At 51.3% G+C, this 24,119-nt stretch carries 26 protein-coding genes; 19 read left to right on the forward strand and 7 right to left on the reverse strand.

The features are described from left to right. Positions 1 to 41: 41 nt before the first annotated feature. The 6 genes from fliD to KGFNPO_RS10085 all read left to right on the forward strand — a co-directional run bounded on the left by fliD (position 42) and on the right by KGFNPO_RS10085 (position 5,490). Positions 42 to 2,057 (forward strand): flagellar filament capping protein FliD, encoded by a 2,016-nt coding sequence (gene fliD, locus KGFNPO_RS10060; RefSeq protein ID WP_472631162.1) that lies wholly within the window; start codon positions 42 to 44, stop codon positions 2,055 to 2,057. A 12-nt stretch (positions 2,058 to 2,069) separates the two neighbouring features. After that, positions 2,070 to 2,567, forward strand: coding sequence for a flagellar export chaperone FliS (gene fliS, locus KGFNPO_RS10065; protein WP_472631163.1), 498 nt, complete (start codon positions 2,070 to 2,072; stop codon positions 2,565 to 2,567). 5 nt (positions 2,568 to 2,572) lie between these two features. Beyond that, entirely contained in the window at positions 2,573 to 2,899 is a 327-nt protein-coding gene (locus KGFNPO_RS10070; protein ID WP_472631164.1) for a flagellar protein FliT, read from the forward strand. Between the two features lie 483 nt (positions 2,900 to 3,382). After that, positions 3,383 to 4,393, forward strand: coding sequence for a flagellar hook-length control protein FliK (gene fliK, locus KGFNPO_RS10075; RefSeq protein ID WP_472631165.1), 1,011 nt, complete (start codon positions 3,383 to 3,385; stop codon positions 4,391 to 4,393). Next, positions 4,383 to 4,658, forward strand: coding sequence for an EscU/YscU/HrcU family type III secretion system export apparatus switch protein (locus tag KGFNPO_RS10080; RefSeq protein WP_472631166.1), 276 nt, complete (start codon positions 4,383 to 4,385; stop codon positions 4,656 to 4,658). The genes fliK and KGFNPO_RS10080 overlap by 11 nt, the downstream gene beginning before the upstream one ends. 70 nt (positions 4,659 to 4,728) lie before the next feature. Next, a complete protein-coding gene (locus KGFNPO_RS10085; protein ID WP_472631167.1) occupies positions 4,729 to 5,490 on the forward strand; it encodes a flagellar brake protein in 762 nt (253 codons plus the stop codon). Positions 5,491 to 5,836: 346 nt separating this feature from the next. Here the strand turns inward: KGFNPO_RS10085 and fliE are convergent, their stop codons facing one another. After that, entirely contained in the window at positions 5,837 to 6,178 is a 342-nt protein-coding gene (gene fliE / locus KGFNPO_RS10090) for a flagellar hook-basal body complex protein FliE (RefSeq protein ID WP_472631168.1), read from the reverse strand. Positions 6,179 to 6,427: 249 nt separating this feature from the next. Between fliE and fliF the strand changes: the two genes are divergently transcribed. From fliF to fliR, 13 genes are all read left to right on the forward strand, one after another. Next, a complete protein-coding gene (fliF, locus tag KGFNPO_RS10095; RefSeq protein ID WP_472631169.1) occupies positions 6,428 to 8,104 on the forward strand; it encodes a flagellar basal-body MS-ring/collar protein FliF in 1,677 nt (558 codons plus the stop codon). Next, positions 8,097 to 9,092 carry a flagellar motor switch protein FliG gene (fliG, locus tag KGFNPO_RS10100; protein ID WP_472631170.1) on the forward strand — a complete coding sequence of 332 codons (996 nt, stop codon included), beginning with the start codon at positions 8,097 to 8,099 and terminating at the stop codon, positions 9,090 to 9,092. The genes fliF and fliG overlap by 8 nt, the downstream gene beginning before the upstream one ends. Continuing rightward, the gene (locus tag KGFNPO_RS10105) at positions 9,085 to 9,738 is read left to right on the forward strand and encodes a flagellar assembly protein FliH (protein WP_472631171.1); all 654 of its coding nucleotides are present in this window, start codon (positions 9,085 to 9,087) and stop codon (positions 9,736 to 9,738) included. Before fliG ends, KGFNPO_RS10105 begins: the two co-directional genes overlap by 8 nt. Positions 9,739 to 9,812: 74 nt before the next feature. After that, a complete protein-coding gene (gene fliI, locus KGFNPO_RS10110; protein WP_472634447.1) occupies positions 9,813 to 11,132 on the forward strand; it encodes a flagellar protein export ATPase FliI in 1,320 nt (439 codons plus the stop codon). A gap of 39 nt (positions 11,133 to 11,171) precedes the next feature. After that, on the forward strand, positions 11,172 to 11,612 hold the full coding sequence (gene fliJ, locus KGFNPO_RS10115; RefSeq protein WP_472631172.1) for a flagellar export protein FliJ: 441 nt from the start codon (positions 11,172 to 11,174) through the stop codon (positions 11,610 to 11,612). 20 nt (positions 11,613 to 11,632) lie between these two features. Then, entirely contained in the window at positions 11,633 to 12,871 is a 1,239-nt protein-coding gene (locus KGFNPO_RS10120; RefSeq protein WP_472631173.1) for a flagellar hook-length control protein FliK, read from the forward strand. Between the two features lie 169 nt (positions 12,872 to 13,040). Next, positions 13,041 to 13,550, forward strand: coding sequence for a flagellar basal body-associated protein FliL (fliL, locus tag KGFNPO_RS10125; RefSeq protein WP_472631174.1), 510 nt, complete (start codon positions 13,041 to 13,043; stop codon positions 13,548 to 13,550). Between the two features lie 4 nt (positions 13,551 to 13,554). Further along, complete coding sequence (gene fliM / locus KGFNPO_RS10130; RefSeq protein WP_472631175.1) at positions 13,555 to 14,559, forward strand: flagellar motor switch protein FliM; 1,005 nt, start codon at positions 13,555 to 13,557, stop codon at positions 14,557 to 14,559. Continuing rightward, on the forward strand, positions 14,549 to 14,968 hold the full coding sequence (gene fliN / locus KGFNPO_RS10135) for a flagellar motor switch protein FliN (protein ID WP_472631176.1): 420 nt from the start codon (positions 14,549 to 14,551) through the stop codon (positions 14,966 to 14,968). Before fliM ends, fliN begins: the two co-directional genes overlap by 11 nt. Further along, entirely contained in the window at positions 14,965 to 15,402 is a 438-nt protein-coding gene (gene fliO / locus KGFNPO_RS10140) for a flagellar biosynthetic protein FliO (protein ID WP_472631177.1), read from the forward strand. The genes fliN and fliO overlap by 4 nt, the downstream gene beginning before the upstream one ends. Before the next feature lie 73 nt (positions 15,403 to 15,475). Continuing rightward, positions 15,476 to 16,210 (forward strand): flagellar type III secretion system pore protein FliP, encoded by a 735-nt coding sequence (gene fliP, locus KGFNPO_RS10145; protein ID WP_472634448.1) that lies wholly within the window; start codon positions 15,476 to 15,478, stop codon positions 16,208 to 16,210. Between the two features lie 7 nt (positions 16,211 to 16,217). Next, entirely contained in the window at positions 16,218 to 16,487 is a 270-nt protein-coding gene (gene fliQ / locus KGFNPO_RS10150) for a flagellar biosynthesis protein FliQ (RefSeq protein ID WP_472631178.1), read from the forward strand. Positions 16,488 to 16,799: 312 nt separating this feature from the next. Then, positions 16,800 to 17,594: a flagellar biosynthetic protein FliR gene (fliR, locus tag KGFNPO_RS10155; protein WP_472631179.1), complete on the forward strand. Its 795-nt coding sequence runs from the start codon at positions 16,800 to 16,802 to the stop codon at positions 17,592 to 17,594. Positions 17,595 to 17,612: 18 nt separating this feature from the next. Here the strand turns inward: fliR and flgL are convergent, their stop codons facing one another. From flgL to flgG, 6 genes are all read right to left on the reverse strand, one after another. After that, positions 17,613 to 18,545, reverse strand: coding sequence for a flagellar hook-associated protein FlgL (gene flgL / locus KGFNPO_RS10160; protein ID WP_472631180.1), 933 nt, complete (start codon positions 18,543 to 18,545; stop codon positions 17,613 to 17,615). Between the two features lie 12 nt (positions 18,546 to 18,557). Beyond that, positions 18,558 to 20,237 carry a flagellar hook-associated protein FlgK gene (gene flgK, locus KGFNPO_RS10165; RefSeq protein WP_472631181.1) on the reverse strand — a complete coding sequence of 560 codons (1,680 nt, stop codon included), beginning with the start codon at positions 20,235 to 20,237 and terminating at the stop codon, positions 18,558 to 18,560. A 119-nt stretch (positions 20,238 to 20,356) separates the two neighbouring features. Beyond that, entirely contained in the window at positions 20,357 to 21,274 is a 918-nt protein-coding gene (gene flgJ, locus KGFNPO_RS10170) for a flagellar assembly peptidoglycan hydrolase FlgJ (protein ID WP_472631182.1), read from the reverse strand. Positions 21,275 to 21,284: 10 nt separating this feature from the next. Continuing rightward, positions 21,285 to 22,367, reverse strand: a complete 1,083-nt coding sequence (locus tag KGFNPO_RS10175) for a flagellar basal body P-ring protein FlgI (RefSeq protein ID WP_472634449.1) — start codon at positions 22,365 to 22,367, stop codon at positions 21,285 to 21,287. A 74-nt stretch (positions 22,368 to 22,441) separates the two neighbouring features. Continuing rightward, complete coding sequence (locus tag KGFNPO_RS10180) at positions 22,442 to 23,125, reverse strand: flagellar basal body L-ring protein FlgH (protein WP_472634450.1); 684 nt, start codon at positions 23,123 to 23,125, stop codon at positions 22,442 to 22,444. A gap of 65 nt (positions 23,126 to 23,190) precedes the next feature. Further along, on the reverse strand, positions 23,191 to 23,973 hold the full coding sequence (gene flgG / locus KGFNPO_RS10185; RefSeq protein WP_472631183.1) for a flagellar basal-body rod protein FlgG: 783 nt from the start codon (positions 23,971 to 23,973) through the stop codon (positions 23,191 to 23,193). Positions 23,974 to 24,119: the final 146 nt, after the last annotated feature.

The raw sequence follows: 24,119 nt of genomic DNA on the forward strand, positions 1-24,119 counted from the left end.
TTGTTAAGTAAGTACATTATTGTTTTTAGCAGGAGGCACAAGTGGGTCTTTCATCTCCCGGTATCGGTTCCAACCTTGATGTCAATAGCATCGTAACCCAGCTGATGTCGGTCGAAGCCCAGCCGTTGACTACTCTCAGCAAGAAAGAAGCAAGCTACCTGTCCAAAGTAACTGCATTTGGCAGCCTGAGCGGCGCTCTCAGTGCATTCCAAGGCGCACTGGCAGGACTCAGCAGCCCGGCCAAATTCCAGTCCGTATCAGCCACTTCTACCGACTCCACCATTGTCAGCGGCACGGCCACCAGTAAGGCGGTCGCGGGCAGCTACACGGTCGATATCACGAAGCTAGCCCAAGCCCAAACCATCGCCACGGCAGGGAAAGTCAGCACCACAACAGCTATTGGCAATGGTACGCTGACATTCCAGTTTGGCACCATCAGCGGCGGAAAACTAGAAAATGGGGTGTATGTCAATGATGCCACTGCTGTTCCGCCGGCTCCTGGCTTCGCCCAGGATGCTAACCAGGCCAGCGGCACCATCACCATCGATAGCACAAATAATTCGTTGCAAGGCATCCGGGATGCGATCAACAAGGCGGCGATCGGCGTGACCGCCACAATCGTGTCCGACGGTAGCGCAACGCCCAATCATCTGGTGTTTACCTCGAACAAAACCGGCGAGACATCCAGCATGAAAATCGCGGTAAATGGCGACACTGCGTTGCAGGATTTGCTTGCCTATGATCCCGCCGGCACACAGAACATGACGCAAAGCAGCGCAGCGCAAAGCACTGCGCTTACCGTGAACGGCATCGCAGTTAACGGCACGACAAAAACTATCAGTGAAGCTATCCAGGGTGTCACACTGAATGTGAGCAAAATAGGCAGCACCACGATAACTGTTGCGCGCGACACTGCAGCGGTGCAATCCAGCGTCAGTGCCTTCGTCACGGCATATAACGAACTCGATAAAACCATCAAATCCCTGACTGCCTACAACCCGACGACAAAACTGGGTGGCCCGTTAATAGGCGACTCATCGGTACGCAATATTCAGACCAAAGTACGCAGCATGCTTGGCGCCTCGTTAACCGGTGCGGGCGGCAGTTTGACAAACCTGTCGCAAATCGGCATCGCATTTCAAAAAGACGGTTCGTTGGCGCTCGACTCAACAAAATTGCAGAGTGCAATTTCCAGTAAATTCAATGACATCGCCGGCCTGTTTGCCTCAATGGGAAACACCACCGATAGTCTGGTCAGTTTCGTCAGCTCCACTTCTGCCACGAAGCCGGGCAATAACGTCGTTAATCTGACTACATTAGCGAGCCAGGGCAAGGTAACTGGCTCTGCCGCACCTGCCAGCCTGACCATTGCCGCTGGCGTCAACGACCAGTTAGCGATGACAGTTGATGGCATAAGTGCCACCGTCACGCTGGCGCCGAACACATATACGTCCAGTTCACTGATAGCGCAGATCCAATCGGCGATTAACGGCGCTTCAGCGTTTTCAGCCGCCGGCATTGCCGTCAGTGTCAGCGCAGATGTGGATGGCATATTGAGCATCACGTCAAATCGGTATGGCTCAACCTCAAACGTCAGTATTAGCGGCAGTGGCGCAGACAATTTATTGACTACATTAACCAGTACTGCCGGGGTTGATGTTGCCGGCACCATTAATGGTGTAACGGCTACCGGTTCCGGCCAGTTTCTTACCGGAGCGGCTGGCTCATCGACGGAAGGACTCAAGCTGGAAATTACCGGCGGCACGATTGGTGAGCGCGGCACGGTCAATTTCTCGCAAGGCTATGCCTATTTGCTCAATAAGTTGGTAGATAATTTTCTGGGCAGCAGCGGTCTCATCACCGGCCAGACCGATGGCCTTAACCGCAGCATCAAGGGTATTGGAAAATCGCGCGATGCTTTGAACCTGAAGCTAGTGGCGACTGAGAAACGCTATCGGGCACAGTTTACCGCGTTGGACGTCCTGCTCAGCAAGATGAGCACGACCAGTACATTTTTGACGCAGCAGTTGGCTGCGCTAACCGCAAACGCTGCATAAAGGACAATAATAATGTTTGGATCAATGAAAAGCGGCGCCAACGCCTACGCCAAAGTCGGCATCGAAACCGGCGTTCTGGCAGCCAGTCCGCACAAGCTGATTGTGATGCTGTTCGATGGCGCATTGACTTCGGTGCGGATGGCGCAACAGCACATGCAGTCGGGGAATATCGCGGCCAAGGGCATGGCGATTTCCAAAGCCATTTCGATTATCGATGACGGCTTGCGTGCCAGCCTGAATAAAGATGCAGGTGGCGATCTGGCGCTGAGTCTGGATTCGCTGTACGAATACATGAGCCGTCGCCTGCTGGAAGCCAACCTCAAGAATGCGCCGGAGTTGCTGGAAGAAGTGTACGGTTTGCTGCAGGACATCAAGGGCGCATGGGATGCCATCGACCCCACCGCTGCCACGCCGGTCAAACAAATCCAGCAGGTCAATACACAACAGAGTCCTGAAGTTTCCGGCTACGGCGATTTTGGGTTGCGTTCATTTACTTATGCGAGCGCCTGATTATCATGCACAGTCAAGAAATTCTATCCTTGTATGCATCCATGGCGGATATTACCGAACAGATGCTGAGTGCCGCACGCACCGGCGATTGGGATCGCGTCAGCGAACTGGAAACCCATTGCGCAGGCCATGTCGCGACCCTGAAAAACGGTGAAGCCCCTATCGCTCTGAGCGGTGCTGACCGTACCAGAAAGGTGGCGTTGATTCAGCAAATCCTGGCGGGCGACCGTGCGATCCGCGATATCGCACAACCGTGGATGGCAAATTTGTCTGCGTTGATGCAGAACGCCGGCACCGAACAAAAACTATCGCAGGCTTACAGGGCTTATTGATGGTAGAGTTTTCGTAGGTTGGGTTAGCGGCTTCATCGCGTAACCCGACATTTTATGCTTGACGATTACCCTCTCCCCCGGCCCCTCTCCCACAAGTGGGAGAGGGGAGCAAAGCAGTTTGGTAGGGCGGGCGCAACCCGCGCAGTTTGATCGTACGAAAAGCGCGGGTTGCACCCGCCCTACACACTACCTGGTATGCCTTAAAATGCATTATTTTCCGCATATAAACAGGGTTACTTTAAAAATACCCCATGTATTTTATACGATAGTAAGGCCGGATGAACTCGTAGGGGCGGGTTCCAAACCCGCCCTGCACTTAGGCGACGAAAAGGCGGGTTTGGAACCCGCCCCTACGAGAGGATGATTGGCCCGCCGGTTGGCGCTGCGCTTGCAAAGCCAACACGCAGCCTGAATCGTTGCGTCTTTTCGTGCCTTTCGTGGACAATGGGTAAGTTGGTTACAAAATAAAAGGAAATCCAGACCATGCTGTTGCGCACGGGAATAGCGGATGTACGGGCAATTTCTCCGGTCGTGGGTTTAGTCACAATCGGCGACGCCAAGCAGGAGGCATTCCAGCGCGCCATGCAACCGCTGCTCGGCCAACGCTTGCCGGCGGAAGTGATGTCACGCCTGGACGATGGCAGCTTTCTGGTGAAAATTGCCGGCTCGACTGTGCAGATGTCTCTGCCGCAAAATACGCGTGCAGGCGACATGCTGCCGATGACGCTGGTGTCGCTGGCGCCCAAGGCAACTTTCCTGCTCGATATGGGCGGCGATCATGCAGAGACAACTCTCAGCCCGGCCGCAAAAATGATTGCAAATCTGCTTCAGATAGCCCAAAAATCCGGCACTGAAACAAGCTCCGCAAGCTCTACCTCACCATTAAGCAAGTTGCCCATCACGCAAAACCCTGCAGCTAACGTCCAACAAATCGCGACTGCATTGCGCGATACGATGCGCAGTAGCGGGGTTTTTTATGAATCCCACATTGCCGCATGGGCTGAGGGCAATGGCAATCGCAGTCTGACGGACCTGAAGCAGGAGCCGCAGGCACGTCTGGCAGAACAGGCGGCCCGGATATTAGCCAGCGACATGGATGCGCCGCAGAAAATCGCAACCAATACGGTTGAGTTGGCGCGGATCGTCAGCCAGCAACTCGACACGCTGGAACAACAACGCGTATTGTGGCGCGGTGAAGCCTGGCCCGGTCAGCCGATGGAGTGGGAAGTCCAGGAACACTCCGGTCAGGACGCGCAGGACGACACGCAAACAGCGCCAGCCACATGGCAAAGCACGGTACGCTTCGATATGCCGACCTTGGGTAAAGTGGCGGCGACGGTGTATCTGCAGGCAGGCCAGTTGCGCATTCACATCACAGCTGCCTCTGAAGAGGCCCGCGCAGAACTTCAGGCGCAGGGTCAAAAACTGTCGGCGTCGCTGGATGCTGCCGGATCGCCCTTATCCGCTTTTTTGGTGAAGCAAGATGCAAGCTGATAGCCCGATGCAAAATGCAGTCGCCCTGGCCTATCAGGCCGGCGAAGGCTCGCCCAAAGTCGTTGCCAAGGGACGCGGCCTGGTGGCGGATGCCATCATTGCCAGAGCCAAGGAGCATGGCGTATTTGTGCATGAGTCGAAGGAACTGGTCGCCATGCTGATGCAGGTTGATCTGGATGACCGCATCCCTCCGGCGTTGTATAGAGCCGTTGCGGAACTGCTGGCTTGGCTGTATAGAATTGAAGCGGAACAAGCTGAAAAATAGGCTGACAGATGGGATACCCTTTATATGTTTATGCTGTACCGCCTTTTAACATTGTAAGTAACAAAATCTGATGCAAAATTCCAATTACGGCTCTGAACGCGAGCTTCCAAACCCTTATGCCATCACATCGCCACGAGAAATCGTGGCCTTGTTGCGCTCGGTTAAAGAAAAGAGGCAATTAATCAGAATGCTGATCCATGGCGGAGCCGAAGCCATAGTCACATCGATTCTCGAGGTGGATTTGCACAACGACGCGGTCATTATTGACTGCGCTCCTGAGCCCAGTCTGAACCAACACATCATCGACGCCAGCAAGGTTTCGTTTGAGACTACACTGGATAAAATCAGCATCCTGTTTTCAAGCACACAGGTAGCTATTTGTCTCAAGGATGATCGTCCGGCATTACGCATTGCCATTCCAGTCAGCCTGATTCGGCTGCAGCGACGCGAGTTTTATCGCATCAACACGCCTATCACCAGTCCGGTGCGCTGCATTATTCCATTACAAAACGATGCAGGCAAAGATGTTGTTACAGCGGTGTTGCAAGATATCAGTTGCGGGGGAATCTCGATATCGGATGACAACAGAATGCTCGACAATACCATTGGACGTATCTACAAGGATTGCAGAATTGCGCTACCCGGAATCGGGGCCATAACAACATCGCTTGCTGTGGCTAATTCCCAGGAGCAGACTCTGCTCAACAACAAGAAGAGACTCCGCATAGCCTGCACCTTCATCGATCTGCCTAATTCGATGTTGAATATGATGCAACGCTACATTGGCAAACTGGAGCGCGAATTGAACGCGAAACGCCAGGGGCTTGATTGATTGATTGGGATATGGTTTCAGCGTTCGCATTTGCGTTGCAAATGGTCGCGCCCAGGTGCGCTCCTACAAAAACACGGCACCGTTGTAGGAGCGCACCCGGGCGCGAACGGCCTACGATGAAGTGCGCAGGTTGATGGCAATTGGTAAGGTTGCAAACTGCGTGTTGGGCTTCGCACTTTCGACGTCAACCTACTGCCTAACCATTCTCTCGTAGGGGCGGGTTCCAAACCCGCCCTTGCACTTTGGCGGCAAAAGGGCGGGTTTGAAACCCGCTCCTACGGAAATTTCTGCTGCCTGACATTAATGGCGCGCTGCTTTCTTCAATTATTCGCCAGCTTTCCACCTATTACACTTGCATATTCATGATGTCATGGTAGGCAGAAACCAGTTTGTTGCGGACCTGAACGGTCGTTTGCAACGTGATGCTGGCTTTTTGCATGGAAATCATCACATCTGACAAGTTGACACTATCATCGCCGAGCGCAAAACGTTGCCCGAGCTTGGTCGACTGATCCTCGGACTTGCTGACTTGATCCAGCGACGCTTTCAGTACATCGGCAAAATTAATCTTGTTATCAGACGCAACTTCAAGCGCCGCGCTTTCCCCGACTTTGGCATTGGCCGACATCGCCTTTATCTGGGCCAGCATGGCTTCTATTCTGCCGGTATCGATCGATCCTATGCTCACAAAAACTCCTTCGCGTACGCGTTACGACATAATTACTGTGTTGCGACATCACAATCAGACTTGTCTATCCTGTCACGATATCATTAACAAGAGTAATAATTGTTGCAATAAGGAACTGAAACGGCATTCTTTTTAAGTGATTGAACTCTGTCTTGCCGGCTATAATCGATTCTTGAGCGCAATGTACCATGGGCGGGAATACAACTTGAATCAATTATTTTTTTACAGCTACAGTCGCAGGCGAGCATCATGGCAGTAGCAACCAATGTCCTCATTAGCGACAAAATGACCAGCTTTTCAAAGACGCCAGGTGCGCAAAAATTTTTGATTGGCCTGGGTATCGCAGCTGTCATTGCGGTCATGGCGGGCGTCTGGATTTGGAGCCAACAACCCGATTATCGCGTACTGTTCTCGAATTTTAACGACCGCGATGGCGGCGCCATTGTCGCTTCGCTGCAACAAATGAATGTGCCATACAAGTTCGCAGAAGGCGGCGGTGCGATTCTCGTTCCTGCCAGCCAAGTGCACGACGCGCGCTTGAAACTGGCAGCCCAGGGTTTGCCCAAAGGGGGCAATGTTGGCTTCGAGCTGATGGAAAACCAAAAGCTGGGCATCTCGCAATTTTTGGAGCAGGTGAATTTTCAGCGCGCGCTGGAAGGCGAACTGGCACGCTCGATTGAGTCGATTGCGGCGGTACAAGCTGCGCGCATTCATCTGGCATTACCCAGGGCTTCCGTATTTGTACGCGATCGGCAGCAACCGACTGCTTCAGTTTTGCTCAATCTGCACGCGGGCCGGACTCTGGATAGACAACAGGTCAGCGCAGTGGTGCATCTGGTGGCCAGCAGCGTACCGGATTTACCCATCAAAAATGTCACCATCGTTGATCAAAATGGCAATTTGCTATCTGAAACAAGTAAGTCCGGCGCCGTTAACGGTCTTGATGCTACGCAGCTCAAGTATGTTCAGGAACTCCAGCGCAATATCGTCAAGAGGGTTGAGTCGATCATCACTCCGATTGTCGGCGCAAACAATGTGCGCGCAGAGGCCACCGCAGATGTAGATTTTTCGCACAGCGAACAGGCCGCCGAAACGTACAAGCCGAATCTTGCGACAGATGCATCCTCGGTGCGCAGTCAGCAATCCAGTGAATCGTCCAACCCGAATAATCCGAATGCAACCGGCATTCCTGGCGCGCTTACCAATCAGCCGCCAGTGCCTGCTACCGCACCGATTACTGCAGCGGCCAACAATAATGCTGCAACCGGCACCGCAGCCGTGCCAAACTCAGCCACCAATACGCGCAAGGATACGACTGTCAATTACGAAGTTGACAAGACTATCCGTTATGTACAGCAACCGATGGGTGGCATCAAACGCTTGTCGGTAGCAGTGGTGGTCAATTACAAACATGTCGTAAACAATGCCGGAAAAACCTCCAGCATTGCCTTGACCGATGTTGAAAAAACCCAGATTACAGATTTGGTCAAGGAGGCTATGGGCTACAACAAGGAGCGTGGCGACTCGTTAAATGTCGTCAATAGTCCGTTTGCCGGTATGGAAGAAGAAGCCATTGCCGAACTACCGTTGTGGAAGCAGCCGGATATGATCCAGTTAGCAAAGGAAATCGGCAAGTATCTGTTGGCCGGAATTGTTTTGCTTTACCTGTTCTTCCGTGTCTTAAAGCCGATGCTGCGCAAGCTGACCAGTCAGGGCGCTGTCACAATCAACGGTGCAGAAACCTTGCCTGCGCCTGATGGAGGCGAAGATCCGGTCCAGATCGGGAATGCAGCCAAAATGCTGGAACAGGAAAAACGCCAGCTTTCCGGTTACGAGAAAAATCTGGAGACAGCCAAGCAACTGGCAAAAGAGAATCCTAAAATTGTGGCCAACGTCGTGAAATCGTGGGTCAATAGCAATGAGTGATGAGGGCGTAATTAAAGCGGCTGTTCTCATGCTGGCACTAGGCGAAAACGAAGCGGCTGAAGTCATGCGGCATCTGGGCCCGCGCGATGTGCAAAAGCTGGGGGCCGCGATGGCCACCATGAAATCCATTCCGCACGAACAGGTTGAAACCGTATTGGCGTCTTTCAGTATCGAAGCAACCAAAAATTCCTCGCTGGGACTGGATTCGGATGACTATATCCGTTCCGTATTGACTAAGGCCTTGGGCGACGACAAGGCGTCCTCACTGCTGAACCGTATTTTGGGCGGCAGGGATGCCAGCGGAATTGAAAGCTTGAAGTGGATGGATTCGCAATCCGTTTCCGATCTGATCCACAATGAACATCCGCAGATCATCGCCACCATACTGGTGCATCTGGAGCGCGATCAGGCATGCGAAATTCTCTCCCACTTTACTGAGCGCCTGCGTAACGATGTGGTGCTACGCATTGCCACGCTGGACGGGGTGCAGCCGACCGCATTACGCGAACTCAATGACGTCCTGACAAAACTGCTTATCGGAAATGAAAGTCTGAAAAAACAACCAATGGGGGGCATTCGCACCGCTGCAGAAATCCTGAACTTCATGAGCGGCGAAAACGAAGCATCCACAATGGATAGTCTGAAAAGCTATGACGCTGACATGGCGCAGAAAATCATGGATGAAATGTTCGTATTCGAAAACATCATGGATATCGACGATCGCGGTATTCAGCTTTTATTGCGCGAAGTACAGTCGGAGACCCTCATCGTCGCGCTCAAAGGCGCCGGACAGGAATTGCGTGAGAAGATTTTCAAGAACATGTCGCAGCGCGCCGGTGAAATGATGCGCGAAGATCTGGATTCCAAAGGACCGGTCCGGTTGTCCGAGGTCGAGGCGCAGCAAAAGCAGATTCTGCAGATTATCCGTCGCCTGGCAGAGGAAGGGCAAATCATCCTGGGTGGTAAAGGCGACGATTCGTATGTCTAGTCACTTGATCCCGAAAGAACAGTTATCCGCTTATCAACGATGGGAGATGGCTTCGTTCGGTGACGAGAAGCCGGTGCAGTCGCAGGATATGCCAGCGCAAATTGCCCTGCCGACAGCTGAACAGATTGCCGCAATCCATGAAACAACCCGCTTGCAAGGTTATGCCGACGGACGCAAGGAAGGTCATGCCGCTGGATTGGCGCAAGGGCGCAGTGCAGCCGCCGCCGAACGCGATATTTTGCTAAAAATAGCAGAAACGTTTAATGAACAGGTCGCCAGGGCTGACGAATTGATCGCCAAAGACCTTATGGATTTGGCGCTGGATCTATCCAAGGCAATGCTCAAAAATGCACTAAAAATTCGCCCCGAGCTGGTGCTTCCGATCGTTAGCGAAGCCATCCATTACCTGCCCAATCTGGTGCAGCCGGCATTGCTTTTTCTTAATCCCAACGATGCTTCCCTCATCAGAGAACAGCTTGGAGCAGCTCTGGAGGAAGCAGGCTGGCGTGTCAAGGAAGAGCCGTCGATGGAACGCGGTGGCTGTCGGATTGAAACAGGCAGCAATCAGATCGATGCCACCACACAATCCCGCTGGCATCGCATTGCCAGCGCACTGGATTCCCAAGCAGACTGGCTAGCGCAGTGACCAGCCAATCGCACAGCGCTCGCTGGCAAGCGTACCTGCACGATTGCAGCGAGCTGCTGGCAATCGCGGAACCAATGCAAGTATCGGGCCGCGTCACACGCGTAGCCGGATTGGTGATGGAGGCGGTCGGCCTGAAATTGCCAATTGGCAGTGGTTGCACCATCCCGTTAAATAATGGCACCCTTATTGAGGCCGAAGTGGTTGGCTTTGACGGTGAACGCATTTTTCTGATGCCGCAAAACGACGTCGAAGGGATTGCACCGGGGGCGCGTGTTTTTCCGGTCGAGATTATTCATACCTTGCCTAGTCCGGGGCAAGTCATGCATCCGCGCCGCCGCCCTAGTGATCGCACCCGCCATCTCCCTGTTGGCGCAGAACTGCTGGGCCGGGTGCTGGATGGGGCCGGCCGTCCACTGGACAACCTGGGCCCTATTCTTGCAACGCATACGGCTCCGCTCAATGTAAGAGCAGCCAACCCGTTATCGCGCGCTCCGATTACCGACATTCTTGATGTGGGTGTTCGCGCCATCAATAGCATCCTGACGGTGGGTCGCGGCCAGAGGATGGGCCTGTTCGCAGGTTCTGGTGTGGGCAAGAGCGTACTGCTTGGGATGATGGCGCGTTACACCGCGGCTGATGTGATTGTAGTTGGGCTGATTGGTGAACGTGGCAGGGAAGTCAAGGAGTTCATTGAGCAAATATTGGGAGCGCAAGGGCTGGCGCGTTCTGTGGTGGTTGCGGCTCCCGCCGATACCCCGCCGCTGATGCGATTGCAAGGCGCCGCTTATGCAACCGCGATTGCGGAACATTTCCGCGATCAGGGCAAGCATGTATTGTTAATCATGGATTCCTTAACGCGCTACGCGATGGCACAACGCGAGATAGCACTTGCCATTGGCGAGCCGCCAGCAACCAAAGGATATCCACCCTCTGTTTTTGCCAAATTGCCGATTCTGGTCGAGCGTGCTGGCAACGGTGATATCAATGGCGGCTCGATTACCGCTTTCTACACCGTGCTAACGGAAGGCGATGATCAACAAGATCCGATTGCAGATGCGGCGCGGGCCATTCTGGACGGCCATATCGTACTCAACAGAACGCTGGCCGAAAGCGGGCATTATCCAGCGATCGATATTGAGCAGTCGATCAGCCGCGCCATGAACAACATCACCTCGCCACAACAGCAGGAGCAGGCACGGCATCTGAAACAACTGTACTCGCGCTATGAACGTAACCGCGATTTGATCAGTGTCGGCGCCTACAGTCACGGAACCGATCCCGTATTGGACAAAGCCATCGCATTGCATTCAAAAATAGAATCATTTCTGCAACAAGCAATCTCTGAGCGTGCCGGCATTCAAGAAAGTTTAGAGCAACTTACCGCTCTATTCTGACGATGGCAATAGTAGAAATAAAATTAAAATGAACGCATCATGGCATCCACTTCTCAACTAAACACACTGATTTCATTGGCAGAAAAGAAAACGGACGATGCTGCCAAGATGTTGGGTGCAGCAATCCGTGCCGGCGGAGAAGCAGAACAAAAGCTGGCATTACTGCATCAATATCGAGATGATTATGCGGCACGCCTCGAATCCACCCGGTCGGTTGGCCTTAGTATCCTTAGCCATCAGAATTATCAGGTTTTCTTAGGCAAGCTTGACAGCGCCATCATCGGTCAAGAAGTGGTTGTGGAACATGAGAAAAAGCGCATCGCTGAAAGCCGGTCTGTATGGCAAGCAAATGCACGTAAAAAAATGTCGTTCGGCGCCCTCTCCCAGCGCGCACAGGAGGAAGCGCAACGACTTGAAAGTAAGCGCGATCAAAAGCTGATGGATGAGCATGCGGCAAGGCTACGAACCTACAAACGGTAGTAGAAAAATAAACATTTACCATGATGACCGGTGAAAAAATGCAAACACCCTTGATATTTAGCCCAGTTAGCGCCAATCAGCAAGCTGCGCCAATCAGCAAACCAGCCGATAACACGGCCTCGAAAGATCTGTCATTCAAGCAGATGCTGGCGCGCCAAGTAGCCAATCACAGCGATAGCAGTCCCGTCAAAAAAAACAGTGATGCTGCGAACAGCAAAAAAACATCTGAGAGTGCTTCAAAGATGGGTCCTGATGCCGCGCCGGTAGAGGACGAGGTCGATGGTAAAAGAGAAATCAAAAAAACCGACGACATAGCCCGCAATCCCACTGAAGCGACACCATCCGCTACAGCCGAGCTATTGGCGTTGGTTGCAAATATCCGCCAACCGGCAGAAAAATTGGATGACACACTGTCTGACAAAGACAAGTTGTCCAAGGTCGATGACGAAGCCAAGCTATTGGCGCTGGTTGCAAATGTGCGTCAACCAGTAGAAAAATTGGATGACACACTACCTGGCAAAAATGCGCTGTCGAAAGTCGATGACGGTTCTGATCCTGTGATTGGAAAAGGCAAGCATAGCAACCCGGTAACAGACCGTACATTCCTGGAAAATACAAAAAAACAGGACTTGCTCAATGATGACGCTAGCAAACCAGCGCCTGATTTGATTCAGAGTATGAATAAGAACGGCGATGCAAGATTATTGACGGATGCTGCAACACTGCAAAAATCCGATTCCCAGTCGACAACGATTGCTGCAAACATGGTGGCATCGCAGACAATCGCGCAGGAAGTCGGTGAAGCTGCAACAAACCCTGTTTCTGACAAATTGACGCCGTACGTGGGAAGCAGTGCCTGGAACCAGGCCTTGGGACAAAAAATTACATTGATGGTAGGCGCAACGCAACAAACTGCCACTTTGTCGCTCAATCCGCCAGACCTTGGACCATTGCAGGTGATCTTGAACATCAGTAAAGATTCGGCTGATGCGACCTTCATTGCGGCCCAACCTGAAGTCCGGCAAGCGCTCGAAGCTGCCTTGCCGAGGCTGCGCGAAATGATGAATGAAGCAGGCATTGCGCTAGGTCAGGCCAACGTAAGCAGCAATATGCCGAACCAGCATGACGGGCAAAGCGGTTCGGGCAGCAGAATGGGCGCTCAAACCACCGGGGACAACGCGCACTCGGAAGATGTCCCACCCATTACCCTAGGCGCCAACCGAACAATCCAGATGGGATTGATAGATGCCTTTGCATGAATGTACTCTTTAGCAATATACATGTAGCCCGGATATATCCAGCGCAATGCAAAAGAAATAAATATGCGCTAGCATCCCGCTCTTTTCATTGCATCTGCAACGTCACTTTGTCACAATGGCGCACGAAGATAATGCACCAATGCACTAATGTAGGACGATAGGAAACAAGATGGCAAAAGCAGCCCCAAAAGAAGATATGAAGGCTGATCCTGCAGAAGAAAAATCAGGAAAATCCAGGAAAAAACTATTTCTGACTATAGGTATTGCCATAATCACAATTGGCATAGGTGGTTCTGCAGGCGCACTGTATTTGAATAAGAAAAGCGCTTCTTCGAAAAATGCAGCTAAACACATATCGGAAGCACCGCCGGTGTTCCTCAACCTGGAATCATTTACAGTCAACCTGCAGTCGGAAGATGGCGGCCAATATCTCCAGATAGCTTTCACATTACAAGTTGAAGACGAGAAACAAGTTGAGATATTCAAGCAGAATATGCCGCAAGTCCGCAATCGCTTACTCATGCTACTTTCCAGTAAAAAACCTTCCGAGATTGCATCCACAGAGGGTAAGAAGCAGCTTTCCAAGGAAATTGTAGCGCTGTTAAAACAACCTTTTTCCCCACAAGGAAAACCACAGCATGTGTCAAGCGTGTTCTTTACCTCTTTTATAATTCAGTAGCGCGATGGCTGATAATTTCCTTTCCCAGGAAGAGGTTGACGCCCTGCTCAAGGGCGTCAACGGCGATCAGGATGACATCCATGCGCCTGAAGATACCTCCGGTGTACGGCCCTACAATCTTGCCACGCAAGAACGCATTGTACGTGGCAGAATGCCAACGCTTGAAATCATTAATGAGCGTTTTGCACGCTTATTGCGCATAGGCTTGTTCAACTTCCTGCGGCGCAGTTGCGAAGTATCCGTTGGCACCGTGCGCGTTTCAAAATACAGCGAATTCATACGCAATTTGGTAGTGCCAACCAATCTCAATTTGGTGCACATGAAGCCGCTGCGTGGTACTGCCCTCATGGTGTTCGATCCAAATCTGGTATTCCTGATTGTCGATAATCTTTTTGGCGGCGATGGCCGATTTCACACCCGAGTGGAAGGCAGAGATTTTACCCAAACTGAGCAACGCATCATTCAACGCATACTAAGTGTCGTTTTCGAGGCTTACGCAAAATCATGGGAGCCCGTATATCCGGTTGAATTCGAATATATACGTTCAGAAATGAACACCCAGTTTGCCAATATCGCAACCCCGAACGAAGTCGTTGTAGCTACAACATTTACCCTGGAACTGGGGTCTGTCAGCGGCGAAATGCACTTTTGCATGCCTTATTCGATGATCGAACCGATCCGCGACACTCTTACCAGCAGCCTGCAGGGCGAGGCACTGGAAGTCGATAAGCGTTGGGTGCGACTGATGACGCAGCAGATCCAGATTGCGGAAGTCGAGATTGTTGCAAATCTGGGCTTGGCCAAAATTACCCTGGGCGAGATCATGAATATGAAAGCCGGTGATGTCATTCCATTCTCGATCCCCGAAACTGTTGCGGCAACAGTAGATGGCGTTCCCGTCATGGATTGCAGCTACGGAGTATTTAATGGCCAATATGCATTACGTGTCGAAAAATTGTTGACCTACCAATCAAACGAAATGGCACAAGGAGATACAAATGGCAGATGACTTAGACGCTCAAACAATTGCAGAAGATGACTGGGGTGCTGCTATCGCCGAACAGGAAAAGGCAGAAGCAGTTGCACTGAAAAGCCAGCCGGCAGCAGCAGCTATCTTTCAGGATTTTTCTGGTCAAAAAGTCAAGGGTGGAACTCACAACGATATTGATTTCATTCTTGATATTCCTGTGCAGCTAACGGTGGAGCTTGGCCGCACTAAAATTGCAATCAAAAATCTTTTGCAACTGGCGCAAGGCTCAGTGGTGGAGCTCGATGGTCTGGCGGGGGAACCGATGGATGTGCTGGTCAATGGCTGCCTGATCGCGCAAGGTGAAGTAGTGGTCGTAAACGATAAATTCGGTATTCGCTTAACCGATATCATCACGCCGTCCGAGCGGATTAGAAAACTCAACAAATGATCCGCCGACCATGCCGACGATACCAACTATTTAGCGCGTGCCTGTTTGCCTTGTTCTGCGTTACAGCCCATTCGGCGACAGAACAAGGCGCTAACGCTACCACCGGCAATCTCACTCAAGTATTGTTGGGTCTGCTTGCTGTTTTGGGACTGATGGCCGCAACCGCGTGGTTGCTCAAACGATTCGGTGGACGGCAATTTACCGGCAGCGCAGCAGTAAAAATTGTGGGTGGCGTCAGTGTCGGCGCCAGAGAACGTATTCTGGTAGTGGAAACTGCTGGTCAGTGGATTGTGGTGGGTGTCACACCAGGAAGAATCAATGCATTGGCCACCATGCCGCGTCAAGAGATACCTCTGGACCCAGAATCCCCGCCTATCACAAAAACTTTTTCTGAATGGTTGAAGCAAACCATTGAGAAACGCAATGCCAAGTAATCTACTCATGCAACGACATTACCGCACCTCGCAGCCTGCCGCAAAATCTGCAACACAGATAAACACTTGCCTGCTGCCCTATCTGCTACCCCTGATTTTGCTGATTATTCCTGCACTTTCATTCGCACAGGCGAGCGGGTTGCAGGCCATCACCAGCACCCCAGCCGCAGGTGGCGGGCAAAACTATTCGCTGAGCGTGCAAACCCTGCTGCTCCTGACTTCCCTTTCATTTTTGCCGGCTGGTCTACTGATGATGACCAGTTTCACCCGCATCATCATCGTGTTATCTCTGCTGCGACAAGCGCTGGGCACACAGTCGGCTCCGCCTAATCAGGTTCTGCTGGGCCTTACCCTATTCCTGACTTTTTTCGTCATGGGGCCGGTGCTGGACAAGATATATGTTGATGCCTACCAGCCTTTATCGGAAAACAAAATCACGATGACCGAGGCGCTCGATAAAGGCGCCGTACCGCTCAAGGCTTTCATGCTGAAACAGACGCGCCAGGCCGATTTGGCGCTATTCGTAAAGCTTTCCAACTCCGGGCAGTTACAGGGGCCGGAAGATGTGTCTTTGCGGATACTGATTCCCGCTTTTGTCACCAGTGAATTGAAAACCGCTTTTCAGATTGGGTTTGCCATTTTTATTCCATTTCTGATCATCGACATGGTGGTGGCCAGCGTACTCATGTCGATGGGTATGATGATGGTGTCGCCGGCGATTGTTGCGCTGCCGTTCAAGATGATGTTGTTTGTTCTGGTGGATGGCTGGCAGCTACTGATCGGCTCATTGGCAGAGAGTTTTTACTGAGATCGCCATGACACCTGAAAGCGTAATGTCGATGGGCCGTCATGCAATGGAGATCACATTGATGGTTGCCGCACCAATGCTGCTCACAGCGCTGATAATTGGCTTGATAGTCAGTATTTTCCAGGCCGCCACGCAAATCAATGAAGCAACGTTGTCATTCATCCCGAAGCTGGTAGGCATATTTGTAGCTTTAATCATTGCCGGACCGTGGATGCTTTCAATCATGCTGGATTACATGCGAAGCGTGTTTACCGGCATATCGAATTTGTCCGGATAACTTCAAAGAAACGCAATTCTTAGGCCGACATCGCAACTTTGGCGGGGAAAGGGCGGGTTTGGAACCCGCCCCTACAGGAGAATGGTTGACCCCGCAGAATGCTTTGAGCTGTAGGTTGGCGCTGAGCTTGCGAAGCCCAACACACAGATTTAAAAATTCACATGGGAGTATAGCTAAAATATAGCCATATTCCGCAATAAAACAGTACATTCCAAAAAATACACACGATTGTATTCATATGAAGCATATTATTTTGCGGCATATTACTCACTGCACGGCATCTGCGCAGAATAACTCTCAATAATAATAATAATGGTCACATTTTCCAGTGTTGAATTAAACGCATTGATTGCAGGCTTGATATGGCCTCTAAGTCGTATCCTCGGTTTGGTTGCTGCTGCGCCCATTTTTGGCAATGTCAGTGTGCCCGTACAAGTCAAGATTGGATTTGGATTTTTTTTATCGATCATCATCGCGCCGCTGGTGCCGGCTTTGCCTGCGCTGGACCCAATCTCGTTTCAAGGATTGTTGATACTGGCCCAGCAGTTCATTCTTGGGCTGGCTATGGGATTCGCAATGCGCATCATATTTGCAGCAGTGGAAATGGCAGGCGCTCTTACCGGCATGACCATGGGGCTAAGTTTCGCCACTTTCTTTGACCCGCAGTCACACGGCCAATCGACTGCGATCGGCCAGTTTTTCGCATTGATTGCGACGTTGGCGTTTCTTGCAATCGATGGCCATTTGTTGCTGGTCTCAACGCTGGCGGAGAGTTTTCTGACGCTACCTATCGTGTCGGCACCTTTGGAGGCACAAGGCTTTTATCATCTTGCGATTTGGGGTGGGAAGATTTTCAGCGCGGGATTACAACTGTCACTGCCTATTCTGGCGGCGCTCCTGATCACCAACATTGCGCTGGGCATCCTGACCCGTGCCGCGCCGCAATTGAATATTTTCGGAATAGGTTTCCCGGTAACCTTGAGCGTTGGATTCATCCTTATCGCAGTGGCACTACCCTATTTGGCAGTGCCACTGGAAAAACTGTTTCAGGAGGCGTTTGAAAGCGTCAGGCAAATATCAACGACAGCATCTGTGCTAAAGCGCTGACAGGATAGATAAAAAAAACTAGCTGATAAAGTTAAACAAAGATAACGAAGTGGTTTTAACGTAAGCCAACTGCGCCGCCTCGAGTACGAATTTTAGCTGTGCAATGTCGCTGAAAGATTTCACCATATCCAAATCCTGCAACTGCGACAATGTGGTCTGGTACTGTATTTCCCGATCCGCGCCGGTGTCGTCGAGCGAGTCTAATTCCTTCAGACGTGTTCCGACCGAAGTGCGGACATCCAGTACTTTTTCATAGGAGTTGTTCAGAGCTCCGCTAGCCCTGGTCATGTCAGCGGCAACAACATTCGCTTTCGGGGTCTGCAATAGCTTGATGATGTCGTCCAGAGCCTTGAATACACTGCTGCCACCGCTGCCAAACACCACTTCGCCGGTATCGCTCAAGGCCATCTTTCGCGAAGTATCGACCTGCAACATCCGTTGCCCCTGATCGCCTTTGTACTCGACTGCTTTGGTCACAGTAGTTGTTACGGGATCGGTCGTAGTAACTTCTACGAATGCCTCAGATGACGTTTGATACCCTGCAAACAACGTGTTGCCGGTGCCATCCTTGGTATTTGCCAGCCCCAGCAATTCTTCATAACGCCCACGCAATTCCGTTGCCAGATAACCGCGGTCGGTATCGGTCAATGTTCCATTGCCTGCATGAACCACTATAGATTGGGCATCCTGCAACAAGGTTACAACGCTATCTAGCGCGCCATTTTCAGCATTGAGAGCACTTTGAGCGTTCTGGCGATTGACACCGAATTGTTTATTCACCGACTGGGCCTGCGTCACGACCACAGCCCGCGCAGCGCCGACCGGATCATCTTCCGGCGTCATGATTCTGCGAGTGGAAGATGCTTGCTGATTCATTTTGGCTAAATCCGATTGCAACTCACTGATGCGGGCGGACCCTACGTCATACATGGTATTGGTACTGATGCGCATAATAAATTCTCCTTATCGACCGAGGCTCAGCAAAACATCGAACATGTCGCTGGCAATCTGCATCACTTTGCCGGCTGCCTGATAGGCTTGCTGATAACGCAGTAAATTTGACGCTTCCTCATCAAGATTGACGCCGGACACGCTTTGCTGTGACTGCACTACCAATGACAAGCGCTGCTTCTCCGACTCGCCAGTAACTTGAACCTCCCTGGTTTTGTTGCCAACCAGACTGACCAATTGAGAGTAAGCGCCTTGGTAAGTGGTCTTAGTGCTGATGCCATCGATTGCATGAATCGATGTCTGTAATCCCGCCAATACTAAGGCATTGGTGCCGTCGCCTACGCCGCTGGTGCTTGAGCCTACTGTGAAAGTATCTTTATCACTTGGTTTGCCTGTGATAGTGAAACTTACATCACCAATCTTAATCGGTTGTGCAGTTGGATCTGGATAAGAGACTGTAGAGACTGTAGATGATCCATCTGGATTAGTTATTGAGACAGTGAAATTTGGGGGGATTAATAATGCGTTGTATGTCAGAGATGCAGTTGGAATTGTCGGAGGTGAGGTGGCCGGTGTGGTACTGACAACAGCGGCACTAATCTTTCCCAATCCAGTGTTTAAAGATCCGGGTTCAGTAAACACAAGTGCTGCGGCGGCAATTTTGGAGGTGTCCGTAATGGCAACACTGAAAGATTTTGCGCCTAAACCAGTTTCAAAATTAAAGAAATTTTCTCCGGGGTTCCCTTTTAAATCCGCCCCGCTTCTATGCTGATCATTGAATGTCGTTGCAATCGATTCTGCAAGACTTCCCAAAGCATCCTGCGCCTTACCCAATATCTGGCTGCGAAAATCGAACAGGCCGCCCAGTTTGCCGCCATTCAAGCTACTTTCTGCCAAGGCTACGGTAGTCGCCCCGAGTTGGTAACTGACGCCAAAGTCCTGAGTGCCGGTTGCCGCCAAATTATATGACTGCACCCCGGCCACCAAAGCCTGGCCATTGCCAATGTATATGCTGTAATTGCCACCGTCTTGTTTGACCACAGAAACCTTGACTTCTTCGCTCAAGTTCTGCACCAGTTGGTCGCGCTGATCATATAAATCATTGGGAACGTTATTGCCGGTAGCGCCTTGCAGCTTGCTTATGGTGGCATTGAGTTCGGCAATCTGTTTTGCATAACTGTTGATTGTGTCTACAGTGCCTGCAATTTCCTGATTGACGCCTTGGCGTATTTCATCGAAGCGCACATCCATTGATTGAAAACTGGAGGCTAGCGCCTGTGCGGAAGATAACGTGGCCTGACGCGCCGACACCAAGCTCGGATTAGCGGCGAGATCATTTATCCCTTTGAAAAAATCTTGAATTGCCGGCGACAGACCTGTTGAAGAGTTGCCAAGCATATTATTAATCTGGCTAATCTGATTATAGTAGGTGCTTAATCCGCTGTAGGAAGACTGTGCGGAATTAACTTGATCACCAAGATAATCACTATAGATGCGCTTGACGGAGGATATTTCGGTGCCCTGACCAACAAATCCATAGCCGTAATTTTGTGCTGTTGCCGTGCTCTGCGTCACTACCTGCCGGCTGTATCCCGGGGTTTTGGAATTGGCAATATTGTGCCCGGTTGTACTAATACCGACTTGCGCAGCAGCGAGCGCGCTTTGAGCGATGCTTAATATACTGGATCCCATGTCTGTTCTCTTTTTTGCTGTAACTAAGTATCTTGGTTTTCGACATGCGGGGTGGAATCTTTAACGCCGGGGAATTTTAAACATGAATGCCGTCCGACTTGCCGCGGTTGCGCGGTTAATTAGCCAGATAACGAAGTATTAATAATGCGCATCACCTTGTCGGCGTAATGGGGATCTGTTGCGTAACCGGCACGTTGCAATCCTTGTGCAAAACCTTTTGCGTCACTGGCGTTAGCCAACACGTTTTCATAACGCGGATTATTGCGCATGAGGTTTGCGTAATCCTGAAAAGAATCCGCATAAGAATCGTAGGCACGGAATTTTTCCATCTGCCGCTGCGGCACCCCATTCACATACTCGGTTGTAGAAACATTGACCACCCGCCCCTTCCAGCCTCCGGTAGCCTTGATGCCGAACAGATTATGGCTAACGGTGCCATCGGCGCCAACGATTTGCTTGCGTCCCCAACCACTTTCCAACGCAGCTTGCGCCAGCATGAATTTGGCAGGAATACCGGTTGCCTTGCTTGCCACTTCCGCATGCGATAAAAGCTGATCACGAAAGGCCTGGACATGCGATGGCAAGGAAGAAGCCAATTTTTTCGCGCCTATCACTGCATCAACCGTTTTTTGATAGGCCTTTATCGCAGGTTGCATGTTGATTGCAGATGGAGAAACAGAAGCCGAATTAGAGGCAAGTTGCGCAACTTGTTCTGACAATGACTGCGGCGCCGCAACCGTATTGGACAATTGTCGCGTCAGCACATCTGCCAGTCCCAAGCCCTTACTGGCCAAGGTCTGGCTGAGTTGCTGATCGAGCATGGATGTATACATCCGGCTCTGCTCGTTATCAAAGACACCATCTTGCGCGCTCGCCTGACGCATGCTCTTGAGCATCATACCCATGAGCAAGGCCTCGAACTGTTTTGCCGTTGCCTTTAAAGCCTCAGGAGAATTCTGTTTCGAGAGTTGGCGCAAATCATTCAGGCTATTTGCGTCAATTGCGAGTTTTCCGGATAGATCACTCTGATTAATCATGAGAACCGTCCTATATTATTTCAAGCTCAGCACGCAGAGAGCCTGCAGCTTTCATTGCCTGCAAAATGGCTACCAAGTCCTGGGGGGTGGCGCCAATGGCATTTAAGGCCCGTACGACTTCGACCAGTGATACGCCGGCCCTGAGCATCAGCACTTGCCCAGGCTCCTTGTTTATCTCTATCTGCGACACTCCGGTCACCACGGTCTGGCCTTTTGAGAAGGGAGCGGGCTGACTTATCACCGGTTCGGATTTGATAACGACCGATAGATTGCCGTGTGCCACGGCGCAGCTGTCCAGGGTGACGGATTGGTTCATGACAATCGAGCCTGTTCGCGCATTCAAAATCACCTTCGCTGCCAATTGCGCCGGATTTACATTCAAACTTTCCAATGTGCCCAGGAACGACACGCGCGCATCACTCGATTGCGGCGTGCGAACACGAATAACCCGGCCATCCACAGCTGCTGCGGTACCCGCGCCGAAATGCTGATTTACTGCCGCGACCACACGACTGGCAGTTGAAAAATCGGTGCTATTAAGTTCCAGATGAATGACATTGCCTTCTCCGAGAGAAGAAGCAACTGCCCGCTCGACAGTTGCACCAGCAGAAACACGCCCAACACTCAGGTGATTAATCTGCGCCTTGCTGCCGTTGGCAGAAGCGCCCACGCCACCGACGACGATATTGCCCTGTGCCATCGCATAAATCTGATTATCAGCACCTTTTAAGGGCGTCATCAGCAATGTTCCACCCCGCAGACTCTTGGCGTTACCCATAGAGGAAACCGTAATATCCAGGGTTTGACCAGGTTGTGCAAATGCTGGCAAGGAAGAAGTCACAACAACGGCAGCAACATTTTTCAGTTGCAAATTGACGCCAGAAGGCAGGTTGACGCCCAACTGTTGCAACATGCTGACCACGCTTTGCACGGTGAATGGCGTCTGTGTTGTCTGGTCGCCGCTACCATCGAGACCGACCACCAGACCATAACCGATCAGTTGATTTTGTCGTACCCCTTGAATGCTGGCAAGGTCCTTAAGCCGTTCTGCGTGCGCCAGTGGGCTCACATGCAGACATGCTATTGCGAACATTGTCGCTACTACTTTTAGTGCAAAAGACGAAGTTCTGACTTTCCAGTATTGCATTTTTAATCCAGAAACCAGAGTTACAGTGGTATAAAACTCAAGAAAAATCGGCTAAGCAATGACATCACTTGCGCGCTATCGAGTTGGCTATTAGTGCGGTATTCAACCCGTGCATCTGCAACCTTGGTTGAAGATACAATATTGCCGGCGCTGATCATGTCCGGACTAACCACACCGGAGAACCGTACGAATTCGGCGCCTCCATCAAAGGCAATTTGCTTTTCGCCGCTAACCACCAAATTACCGTTTTGCAGCACGTCAACCACGGTGACGCCCAAGGTGCCTGTAAAATTATTACTTGCAGTCTCTGCTCCTTTGCCATCGAGTTTATTGGCTGAACTGGCCTGCAGGCCAACCGCCGCGGTTCTACCAAATAATAATGGCGCTGCGAAATTGGTGCTTCCCGATTTGCTGCTAGAGTTTGCCGACGCCTTGCCGGCACTGGTTTTTTCAGTGATGACGATGGTGAGAATATCGCCAATCATGCGCGCCCGCCGATCCTCGAACAAAGGGCGATAAGCGGCACTCTGAAATATCGCGCCGTTTGCTTGCGGCAGAACCGATGGCGATATTGGTTTGGCCGTCGTTGGCTGCAAAACAATCGAATTCGGTGTTACACCGCAGCCGGACACTATTACCGCCAAACTGATTGCCTGCAGGGCAGTAGCGCCTCGCAACTGACAAACTGCCTTAACTCCACGCATGGCAATGGTATGCACTGACCACAAAAAACGCGTCCAATAAATTGTTAATGCTTGATACTCAGATCTCATAGTTGAGTGAGCCGCTGCAGCATCTGATCAGAAGTTGAGATTGCCTTGCTGTTGATTTCATAAGCGCGCTGGGTCTGAATCATGTTGACCAATTCCTCCGCCACATTCACATTCGAGGTTTCAACGTAGCCCTGCGAAATCAATCCGGCGCCATTGGAGCCCGGCGTATTGGTGTTGGCTGTGCCGGAAGCCGCTGTTTCGGCGTACAGGTTTTCACCCATACTTTGCAGACCGGCCGAGTTGACGAAAGTTGCCAGTTGCAGCGAGCCTACTTGCACCGGTGCTGTTGAACCAGGCTGGGTTATCGATACGGTGCCATCACGGCCAACTGTGATGCTGAGTGTGTCCGCTGGTATGGTCATCGACGGTTGTATCGCAAAACCGCTTGCGGTGACTAATTGCCCTTGGCTATCGACTTGAAACGAGCCATCGCGGGTATATGCAGTGGTGCCATCTGGCAATAACACTTGAAAAAATCCCTCACCCTGAATAGCTATGTCTTTGCTATTGCCAGTCTGTTGCAGGTTGCCTTGGGTAAAAATTCGTTCTGTTGCGACGGTGCGCACACCAGTACCAATCTGCAGGCCGGAGGGCAATTGTGTTTGTTGCGATGACTGCGCACCAGGCTGGCGCAGGGTCTGATACAACAAATCCTCAAATACTGCGCGTGAGCGCTTGAAGCCACTAGTGCTGACATTGGCCAGATTATTGGCAATCACATCCATCTGCGTCTGCTGCGCATCAAGACCGGTTTTTGCGATCCATAAGGAACGAATCATTTAAATCTCCAGATTGGCCATCAACAACAATAGTTAATAACTGATGTTACGCACTTCACAAGCAAAACGAATCTGAATCAGTAGGTTGGGTCAGCGATAGCGTAACCCGACATTCCCAGCCGCAAATGTCGGGTTACGCGATGAAA

It is taken from the genome of Gelidimonas diazotrophica (assembly GCF_055694025.1).